Origin of the sequence: Clostridium sp. YIM B02500, from assembly GCF_022324665.1 — a bacterium.
Classification (GTDB): Bacteria; Bacillota; Clostridia; order Clostridiales; family Clostridiaceae; genus Clostridium; species Clostridium beijerinckii.
In genome coordinates this window covers 100,871-112,198 of record NZ_JAKGTE010000001.1, presented here as the reverse complement: position 1 = coordinate 112,198, position 11,328 = coordinate 100,871, and the positions used below count along the sequence as shown (strand labels likewise).

At 30.9% G+C, this 11,328-nt stretch carries 6 protein-coding genes; 3 read left to right on the top strand and 3 right to left on the bottom strand.

Going from position 1 to position 11,328, the window contains the following annotated elements; genetic code table 11:
* Positions 1-34: 34 nt before the first annotated feature.
* Both L1S46_RS26485 and L1S46_RS00385 read left to right on the top strand, forming a co-directional pair.
* Positions 35-1,102 (top strand): InlB B-repeat-containing protein, encoded by a 1,068-nt coding sequence (locus L1S46_RS26485; RefSeq protein WP_012060875.1) that lies wholly within the window; start codon positions 35-37, stop codon positions 1,100-1,102.
* Positions 1,103-1,393: 291 nt separating this feature from the next.
* Entirely contained in the window at positions 1,394-2,266 is an 873-nt protein-coding gene (locus L1S46_RS00385) for a glycerophosphodiester phosphodiesterase (RefSeq protein ID WP_012060874.1), read from the top strand.
* A 273-nt stretch (positions 2,267-2,539) separates the two neighbouring features.
* On the opposite strand, the gene L1S46_RS00380 is transcribed toward L1S46_RS00385, so the two are convergent.
* From L1S46_RS00380 to L1S46_RS00370, 3 genes are all read right to left on the bottom strand, one after another.
* A complete protein-coding gene (locus tag L1S46_RS00380) occupies positions 2,540-4,489 on the bottom strand; it encodes an N-acetylmuramoyl-L-alanine amidase family protein (protein ID WP_012060873.1) in 1,950 nt (649 codons plus the stop codon).
* A 413-nt stretch (positions 4,490-4,902) separates the two neighbouring features.
* Positions 4,903-6,693 (bottom strand): N-acetylmuramoyl-L-alanine amidase family protein, encoded by a 1,791-nt coding sequence (locus tag L1S46_RS00375; RefSeq protein WP_012060872.1) that lies wholly within the window; start codon positions 6,691-6,693, stop codon positions 4,903-4,905.
* Positions 6,694-7,223: 530 nt separating this feature from the next.
* The gene (locus tag L1S46_RS00370) at positions 7,224-9,107 is read right to left on the bottom strand and encodes an N-acetylmuramoyl-L-alanine amidase family protein (RefSeq protein WP_012060871.1); all 1,884 of its coding nucleotides are present in this window, start codon (positions 9,105-9,107) and stop codon (positions 7,224-7,226) included.
* A gap of 528 nt (positions 9,108-9,635) precedes the next feature.
* Between L1S46_RS00370 and L1S46_RS00365 the strand changes: the two genes are divergently transcribed.
* A complete protein-coding gene (locus L1S46_RS00365; RefSeq protein WP_012060870.1) occupies positions 9,636-11,231 on the top strand; it encodes a peptide chain release factor 3 in 1,596 nt (531 codons plus the stop codon).
* The last annotated feature ends 97 nt before the right edge of the window (positions 11,232-11,328 follow it).

Genomic DNA, 11,328 nt, shown 5'->3' with positions numbered 1-11,328 from the left:
AATAATTAGGAAAGATAAGGGGGAGAACTTAATTGTGAAGTATGAATATTTAAGGAAATCTATTGCAGTAAGTCTTGCTATTTCATCATTAATTACTGTAGCTCCAGTAAAGTCTTTAGCTGCATGGATTGAAAACTATGATGGGAGTTGGAGTTATGCAGATATATATGGTTATGCTAATGGAGGATGGAAGCAAATAAACGGAATTTGGTATTACTTTGATTCTTATGGATTAATGAGAACTGGATGGATTCTTGACAACGGAGAGTGGTATTATACTGATCTAAGTGGAGTAATGCAAACAGGTGTAATTCAAATAGAAGGAAAGATTTATATATTTTCAGAAAACGGTGCAATGCAGAAGGGAACTTCTATTATAAATGGAAGGATCTATAACCTTGATGATAGTGGGGCTTGTATAGGAAGTGATTATCCAATACCGACTAAAAGTTTTGATTATTATGGAAATAATACACTTCCATATGTACCAAATCAAATAATTGATGAGGACTCAAAAATGTCAAAGGATATTCCTACAGACCCTTCAAAGGAAGTAAAAAAACAATATAAAGTTAAGTTTAAAGATCCTGAGGCTGAGGACGATGATGATGAGTTACTTAGGACAAAAACTGTTGATGAAGATACAATGCTTACTTTGTATAAACCAGTTAAGAATGGGTATACTTTCATTGAATGGAATACAAAAAGTGATGGTGATGGTTCAAGCTACGAGTATGATGATAGAATAAAAATAACTAAAGATATCACATTATATGCTCAGTGGAGGAAAAATGAAGACACAGGTGGTGAAACTACTATAAAAGTAGAAAATATAGTAGTTTTAGGACCTATTTCTGGAACTACAGAGATAAGTTCAATAACTACTAAGGGTGGAAGTTTACAAATGAGTAAAAAGGTATATCCTACTAATTCGGATAATCAAAAAGTAAAGTGGCTAGTTGTAAACGAGGATGGATCAGCAACAATAAGTGATACTGGTAAGCTAACAGCGATATCAAATGGAAAAGTTATTGTAAAAGCAATTGCAACTGATGGTTCAGGAGTTATAGGAACTAAAGAAATAAAAATAAGTGGTCAATAAAAAGTATGTATAAACCTGCACAAGAATATGCTTGGAACAAACTTATTCTTGGCAGGTATTTTTTACATTTAAAATTCTACTTATCTAAGTATTTAATCAGAATAAAATGCAGAAATTAAACTATAAATATATTTAAAATATAATAAATATAGAGTGTGTTATTATAAATTATTTTTAATTAAGAATCATGAAACTAATATTCATTATGGTAATATAGTTATGTTTAGTGTAAGATATGTATATTAGGGGAATTGTGTAAGATAAATTATATTTTAACAAGGGGGGAATAACTTGAAGATTTTAAATATTGCGCATAGAGGTTATAGTGGAAAGTTTGATGAGAATACAATGTTGGCATTTAAAAAAGCGATTGAGTATAATGCTGATGGAATAGAGGCAGATGTTCAGCTTTCTAAGGATGGAGTTCCAATTATACTTCATGATGAGACTTTAGATAGAACTACAAATGGCCATGGCTTTGTTAAAGATTATACTCTAGATGAACTAAAGATATTTAGAACTAAAAGTGTACCGGAAATTCAACTTTTAAAGAATGATTCTTTGCAGGAAATGGCACATTTAAAGTTAAATATGGCAACAGAAAGAAACTATGAGGAAGGTAAACAAGCTGGTAGCTATAAGGTTGGAAAATATACTATGGAAGAAGTAGAATATTTTCAAAACAGAGGTGGAGAGGAAATACCAACTCTGCGAGAACTATTAGAGCTTGTTGCAGACTCTGATTTGAAAGTATTAAATTTGGAACTTAAGAATAGTGTCATAGAATATAAAGGTCTAGAGAAAAAAGTTTTGTCTATGATTGATGAATATAATTTAAGAGATAAGGTTATAATATCAAGCTTTAATCATACTAGTTTAGTAAAAGTAAGAAAACTTGAGAATAATAAAAAGATCACTTTAGGTGCTCTGACAGAAACTATACTAGTTAATGTACCTAAATATTTGAAAGCCATTTCTGTTGATTGTTATCATCCTCATTTTTCAAGTATATTAAACGAAGAATATATTAAAGAAATTAAAGATGCAGGAATAAAAGTAAATCCATATACAGTTAATAGTTTAGTTGATATGAAAAAGGTGATAATGGTTGGAGTAGATAGTATAATTACGAATGAAGTTGAACTTTTAAATACATTATTATAAAAGTCTTTAATATTAGGAAATTATAATTTAGGATAACCTCCAAAATAACTATGATCAATAATTTAAAGATTATATTTACTTTTATGTAAACGAAATTATATTAGATTTAGAATTTGAATCCCGTTATATTAAAATGTAAGGCTGTCTCAAAAAGTATCTATTTCTTTTGAGACAGCCTTGTTATAGTAAACCTAGGAGAGGTTTAAAAGAGCATATTATTTAGGTTAATATATAGATTTTATATTATTAATTTTATAGTTTATATATGATAATTTATACCCAAGCACCGCTTGCAGATAAGTTGTATCCATTAACTACTGTGTTAGCGGCCATAACACCATTTGAGTATAGGTAGTACCAAGTACCATTATCATTAAACCAACCAGTTTGCATTCCGCCCCATGATTGTAAGTAGTACCAATTGCCGTTATCATTTAGCCAACCAGTCTTCATTCCGCCCCATGATTGTAAGTAATACCAAGTACCGTTATTATTTAGCCAACCAGTTTGCATTCCACCCCATGATTGGAAGTAATACCAAGTTGATCCATCTTGAACCCAACCAGTAGCCATAGATCCATCAGCTTTAAAATAGTACCAAGTTGATCCATCTTGAACCCAACCTGTCGCCTTATTTCCGTCAGCTTTAATATAAGACCAAGTTCCATCTGAAGCTTGTACCCATCCTGTTTTTACTACTGGAGTATCATCAGGGTCAGTATTAGATTGTTTTCCACCTATTAATGAATAAACATCATCATCTTCGCTCCAAGCAACGATATTATCTTTATCATAAACTGAGAATTCATCAAATGATCCGTCTACTCTGTATACTTTGTCCCAGTCATCAGTATTATCAAATTTGTAGATATATCCACCATCTAATCTCCATAGATTTCCGTCAACATCTGTTTGAACAGCAGCACCTTGGTTTTTGCTGTTTTCACAATCTTCTTTGCTTTGATCTTCCTCATCAGCATAATAGAATCCACTACTTGATTTTAATGTATAAGCTCTAACAGTAACTTTGTCGTTATTGTTAATTTCAGAATTGTAAGCTATAAGCTTTCCAGAACCTACAGTATAGTTAGTTGTAGTGACTACGTTGCCTGAAGTATTTATAAATAAATCTTCAGCATCTAACTTTTTACCATCTTTATCAGAAAGTGCATAAGTAGTTACAGTTTTAGCATATTTAGCGTCATCAATATCACCAGAAGCTTGAGTTTTTGATATTTTTTGAATAGCTTTGAAAGATACAACTTGTCCGTTATTTTCAACTTTGAAGATATCGTTGCTATTATTTGGATCAACTTTAACACCATTTATTTCACTAATTGTAGCAGCTGCACCAGTGGTAATAGTTATTTTTACAGTTGCAAGTCTATATATATAATCTTTATCTTGGGTTAATACTCTATCTTGAACAACACTTGCACTTAATTTATCAGAGCCGCTAACGCTAGTTCCATTGATAATTCCATCAGCTGCATCGTAAGCGTCGTTTGTGTTCTCTATTGTATCTGTCTTTGTTAATGTAGTACCAGAAGCACTTGAAGCTGTTGTTGTAACCTTAACTTTACCTAAGTTATAGTCCGCATCAATATAATTGCCTTTATCATCAGTAAATACATTAAATATTTGATGGGCTGAATCCAATCCATTTAATCCATTGACATTTTTATCTATAGATTTTTGAGCGGCTTTATATTGTGTATAATACCAAACCTTATTATACTTTGCTCCTGGAATTAAATCGAATAGGTCACCATGATTTGAATCTTTAATAGTATTTGCTTCAGTTTCATTATACCTATCATCTGTATCATCTTTGATTTTTTTTCTTAAAGCAGCAGCGGCATCATCTTCAGTATCACCTTTAATATCATCATCAGTTACGCTACCTTTATCTAAGTCAACAGTATAGTCTCCATCTGATATATCTAAATATTTTTCTCCAAATAGAGCTGCGCTATCTCCTGAATCAACATCGTCTAATTTATTGAATTTTCCGTTGGATAAATAGTAAGCTTCTTCGTCATCATTAATTTCTCCATCGATATAAGCTTTACCGTCTTTATATGCTATTGCATTATAGATAGTTCCATCATCAGAACTAATTCTTTTCACCTCAGCAGCATTAGCGCCACTAAAAGGTACTAATGAAGCAACTGTTGCTGCTGCTACTAATAGTGATGTTACCTTTCCCATGCCTCTTATCATAATATTGTCCTCCTCTTATGAAAATAAAATTTAATAGTATTTAAGCTAATTAAAATATTTAGCTAATAGTTATGAATGAATAATCAATTAAATGTAATATTATTAATATACAGGTAAGATTTTGTCATTCACTATAATATACAACTCTTTAAACAGTACTTGGTACTTTTTTAAGTGGTAAATTTTCTTAAGATTTTCTTAACGTGTCTTAAGAAAATCTTAAGGAGGTTGATTTTATAAATAAGATCTGAATATCGAATGAAAGAAGAGCTATACCAAATAGATTTTGATATAGCCCAATTATTAATAAATCTAGGAAAATATTTAAAAGAGTCTATAATTTTTTATTTTGATATAGCAAAAAAGTCAAACATATAATTTTAGTATTTCAAAAATTACTTTGAGATTTTTTTCTATCTAATCCAAGCACCTGAAGCATTTAATTTATATCCATCAACAATTGTGTTAGACAACATTGAACCTGATGCGCTTAGATAGTACCAAGTTCCATTATCATTTAACCAACCAGTCTTCATAGCACCTGATGATTGTAAGTAATACCAAGTTCCATTATCATTCAACCAGCCAGTTTTCATGGCACCTGAGCCAGTTAAGAAATACCAAGTTGATCCATCCTTGATCCAGCCAGTAGCCATGATGCCATCTGCTTTAATATAGTACCAAGTTCCGGAATCATTAACCCATTGTCCTTTTAATTGATTTCCATTAGTGTTGTAGAAAGTCCAGCCTGCATCAGTTTTAACCCATCCTTTATTTACTACAGGAGTTGTTGGTTCAGCTGGGGTTGTTGGAATTGTCTCCTTTCCACCTATTACCGAATAAACTTCATTATTTTTATTCCAAGTTACGATATTATTATCATCGTAAACTGAAATTTGATCAAAAGAACCATCGACCTTATATACTTTCGTCCAGTCTTCATTATTATCCCACTTATAGATATATCCGGCGTCTAATCTCCAAAGATTTCCGCTTACATCTGTATCAACAGCACTTTTAGAACCATTTACTTTAACATCTTCACTTGATTCGTCAGCTAAATCAACATAATAATATCCATTTTTTGACGTTAATGTTGCCGTTCTAACTTTTAAATTTGAACTATTAGCTGTGTAACCAACTAACTTACCGTTGGCAACAGTATACTTATCATAGGAAAAAGACTCATTTTTTCCGTCCTTATCAGAAATAACATAAGTTGTTACTGATTTAGCGTACTTAGCTCCATCTATGTTACCTGAAGCTTGCGATTTTGATATTTTTTGAATTACATTGAAACTTACTGTACTAGTGCCAGAACCCAATGTGCTATTGTTTACAGTAAATGTATGTCCGCTATCAACAGTGACATCCATTCCATTAATTTTAGTTATTTTAGCTCCATTAGCGGCACTTACAGTAACCTTCGCTGTTCTATAAATATAGCTACTATCTTGTCCAATTATTTTTCCAGTAGAAGTATCAATGCTTGCTGATATTTTATCTTTTCCTGTAATAGAATTAGTGCTATCAGCATCATAAGTATCGTCTGTGTTAGCTACAATTATTGTTTTTGATGTAGATGAAGATGCAACTGTAGTTACTTTTAGTGATCCTAAATTATAATCAGCATCAATGTAGTTTCCTTGAGCATCAGTATATACATTTAATTTAGTAATTGCTCCATTTGTTGAATTGTCTTTTGAATATTCAAATTTATACCATGGATCTGAAAATTTATTCCCTGGAAGCTCTACATTCGTTAATTTTTGAATTGTTTCAGCTTCAGTTTTGTCGAATCTTCCATCATTGTCTTTTTTAAGATTCTTTCTTAGAGCTGAAGCAGCATCATCTTCTGCATTTTCTTTTATAGATTCATCAGTTACAGAACCGTTATCTAAATTAATGAAATAATCACCATTTTCTACGTTCACATATTTAGAACCGTAGATTTCAGAAGAGGATCCACTATCAATATCTGATAGATTATTGTATTTACCGTTTGCTAAGTAGTAAGCAGCTTCATCCTTGTTATTAATTTCTCCATCAATATAAAATTTACCATCTTTGTATGCTGTTGCGCTGTATATAGTACCTTCTTGTGAGTCGATTTTTTTATAATCAGCCGCATGAGCAGGCACTATTGAAATAATAGCAGCTGCAGCTACTAGTAGTGATGTTGCATTAGTTAATCTTTTTAGCATAATTTATCCTCCATTTTATATAATATTTTATTTAAATATTTTTTTATTTTTTCGAAATTAAAAGTGATATTTAACTTTTTCGCTATATTATACAAAATATATGTGAAAATTTTGGTACTCTTTTTGGAAAAATATCAAAATTATAAGAAAATTAAGGGTAATGATGATTCGTATTTTAATATAATATACATTCCTTTAAGTATTATTAGGTAACTTTTACTTTGGCTTGACGTGATATCTGTATATAAAATCTAGTGTGAGTTTATAAATGATAATTAATTAGAAATATAGAATAGGTTATGAAGTTCTGAGATCAATAAAGAATTTAAGGTGAAAATAGTGTTATATAGGAATAGAAAAATTAGAGAAGTATGAAATATATGCAGTTAGGGATCAATTTAGATATAGAAATGTTATTGTTTATAGCATAAAAAATAACAAGGTAAGCTATACCATCGTTTAGATAAGGATGTATATAAACGACAGTATAGAAAACCTTGTCCTTTTATAAAGGAATAATTAGATTAAAACTATCTAATCCAAGCTCCATTAGAGCCTAATACATAACCATCAACAGTTGTGTTATATAACATAGCCCCTGATGAATTTAAATAATACCAAGTTCCATTATCATTTAACCAACCAGTAGCCATAGCTCCTGATGAATTTAAATAGTACCAAGTTCCATTTAAGTTTAACCAGCTAGTAGCCATAGCTCCTGATGGATTTAAGTAATACCAAACTCCATTTAAGTTTAACCAACCAGTAGCCATAACACCATCAGTGTTTAAATAATACCAAACTCCATTTAAGTTTAACCAGCCAGTAGCCTTAGTTCCATCTTCTTTATTATAAGTCCAAGTTCCATCAGCAGCTTGTACCCATCCTGCAGTTGTAGTTGGAGGATTAGTGTTATTATCATCAGAAGATTTTCCTCCTATTAATGAATAAACATCATCATCTTCACTCCAAGCAGCTATATTGTCTTTATCATAGACTGAAAGCTCATCAAAAGATCCATCGACTTTGTAAACTTTGTCCCAATCATCTGTATTATCAAATTTATAGATATATCCACCATCTAATCTCCATAGGTTTCCATCAACGTCTGTTTGAACAGCTGATGTCTTATCATCTTGAGAACTTACTTCACAATCTTCTTTACTTTCATCTTCTTCGTCGGCATAGTAGTATCCACCTTTTGTTTTTAATGAATATGCTCTGACAACAACTTTTTTATACTCATTCATTTCTGTATTGTAGGCTATAAGTTTTCCGTTAGCTACAGTAAATTTAGTATCTTCATTGATAGTGCCATCAGTATTTAGGAATAAGTCTTTAGCATCTAGGTTTTTACCATCTTCATCAGAAAGTGCATAAGTAGTTACAGTTTTTGCATATTTAGCTCCATCAACATCATCGGAGTCTTGAGCTTTGGATATCTTTTGAATAGCCTTGAATGATACAGTTCCTCCATCATTTTCAACTTTAAATATTTGTGGTTTGTCATTTGCGTTTTTTGGGTTAAGTTCAACACCATTTATTTCACTTATTCTAACTTTAGCACCAGCATCAGTAGTTACATTTACTTTTATAGTCGCAAGTCTATAAATATAATCATCATCTTGTGTCAATATTTTATCTTGGGAAACACTTGCAGTTAGTGCATCATCCTTACCAGCAGCATCGTATTTATCATTAGTATTTTCTATTGTTTCTGTTTTAGTTGATGCACCATCAGCAGTGGTTGTAACCTTAACTTTTCCTAAGTTATAGTCAGCATCAATGTAGCCACCTTTTGTGTCAGTATAAACATTGAAAACTCGTTTATTTTGATCAGTTATTTCCTTTAGTCCATTAACATTATCATTCACAGCTTTATCTGCTGCTTTATATTGTGTATAATACCATGGAGTTTTATATTTAGCACCTGGAATTATATTTAATTTAGTTAAATCTTCAGTATCATCTTTATTTTCATCTATTATATTATCAGCAAAATCTTCATCATATCTGTCATCAGTGTCATCTTTAATTTTCTTTCTTAGATCTGCTGAAGCGTCATCAGCAGTATCGCCCTTAGTATCATCATCAGTTATACTACCTTTATCTAAATCAACAGTGTAATCACCATCATTTATATCAAGATATTTTTCTCCGAATAGATCAGCGTCATCTCCTGAATCAATATCTTCTAGTTTGTTAAATTTTCCATCAGATACATAGTAGGCTTCTTCGTCATCGTTAATTTCTCCATCAACAAAGAATTTACCATCTTTGTAAGCTACTGCATTGTATACAGTACCATCATCTGAATCAATTTTTTTTACATCCGCAGCATACGCAGGTACTAAAGACATAACTGAAGCTGCTGCTACTAATAAAGATGTAATTTTGTTTGCTCTTTTAAACATAATTTTTCCTCCCTAATAATTAAAAATTTAATATAAAAATAAAATTTGTTAACAAAACTTATAATTTCATCTAAAAGTTTTGAAACTAACAGAAACTAATATAATATGATTTAGTTTATGTTCCATTAAATCATTATATAGTAAAAAAGTGACAAAAATGTTATGAAAATATAAATTTAATCTAAACAAATAATTAAATTTTTGTTACTATTTACTTTTTGTTTTTATAATTAATCTTATTTAACAGATTAGTTTATCTGGCATTAATAAAGGACAGGCTCAAGTAAATATACTGCATAAAGTGTACATAATATATTTCATATGATATAATAATTTAGTTAATAATGAAGTCGTATAAGTACATATAAATGAAGTTATAAATTTTAAATAAAACCATATGGGGTTTGTCACTTAAAAATAATGATATATAAAATTTAGGAGGACTTGTCCGATGTAGATAAAGTACTTTTAATAATTTCCGTAGAAATTTTATGAATTAATTGATTATAAATTTAGGAGGATTTAGCGTTGGCTGATTATATAAAAGAAATAGAGAAAAGAAGAACCTTTGCAATTATATCTCACCCTGATGCAGGTAAAACTACACTTACAGAAAAGTTTTTATTATATGGAGGAGCTATTAGACTTGCAGGTTCTGTTAAAGCCAGAAAGGCATCTAAGCATGCAGTTTCTGACTGGATGGAAATCGAAAAGCAAAGAGGTATCTCAGTTACTTCTTCAGTTATGCAATTTAACTATAATAATCACTGTATTAACATATTAGATACCCCAGGTCACCAAGATTTCTCAGAAGATACATATAGAACTCTTATGGCTGCAGACTCAGCAGTTATGGTTGTAGATGCTGCTAAGGGTATAGAAGATCAAACAAGAAAGTTATTCCACGTTGCTTCTTTAAGAGAAATGCCAATCTTTACATTTATAAATAAGATGGATAGAGAAGCTAAAGATCCATTCCAATTATTAGACGATATTGAAAATGAACTTGGAATTAAAACTTATCCAATGAATTGGCCAATTGGTTCTGGTAAGGAATTCAAAGGAGTATACGAAAGAGACAATAACAGGATTATAGCTTTCAATGGTGGAAATCACGGTCAAAATGAAGTTGAAGCAATAGAAGGTTCACCAGATGATCCTAAGTTTAGAGAAATATTGGGAGATGCTCTTCATGATAAATTAATGGAAGATATTGAGCTTTTAGATATTGCTGGAGATGAATTAGATTTAGATGTTGTACGTCGTGGAGAATTAACACCAGTATTTTTTGGATCAGCATTAACTAACTTTGGTGTGGAACCATTCTTGGAACATTTCTTAGAAATGACTACATCACCACTTGCTAGAAATTCAAGTGGTGGAACTATTGATCCATTTGATGATAAGTTCTCTGCTTTTGTATTTAAAATTCAAGCAAATATGAATAAGGCTCATAGAGATAGAATCGCATTTATGAGAATTTGTTCAGGTAAATTTAATAAAGGTGAAGATGTATACCACATGCAAGGTGGAAAGAAGATTAAATTAGCTCAACCACAACAATTTATGGCTCAAGATAGAGAAATTGTTGAAGAAGCTTATGCAGGAGATATAATCGGTGTATTTGATCCAGGTATATTTTCAATTGGAGATACACTATGTGCACCATCAAAGAAATTTAAATTTGAAGGAATTCCAACTTTTGCACCAGAACATTTTGCAAGAGTAAGGCCAGTAGATACTATGAAGAGAAAGCAATTTATAAAAGGTGTTTCTCAAATCGCCCAAGAAGGAGCAATTCAAGTATTTAAGGAAATTCACATTGGTATGGAAGAAATAATAGTTGGAGTTGTTGGTGTGCTTCAATTTGAAGTATTAGAATACAGATTAAATAGCGAATATAATGTTGATGTTAAAATGGATAGATTAGATTACAGATATGTAAGATGGATTGAAAATAAAGATGTTAACATGGATTCATTGAACTTAACTTCTGATACTAAGAAGGTTAAAGATTTTAAGGATAGAAATCTTCTTATATTCCAAAATGACTGGGGTATAAGCTGGGCACTAGAACATAATAAGGGATTAATCTTATCTGGTGTAGGAAAAAGTGAGGACTAAAAACTATGTATTAACAGATTTATATTACAAGTAAATATGTAAAAATAATGAGAGCTTAGGCAGATTAAAGAAAATAACAAGTCCAAAATGTCATGAT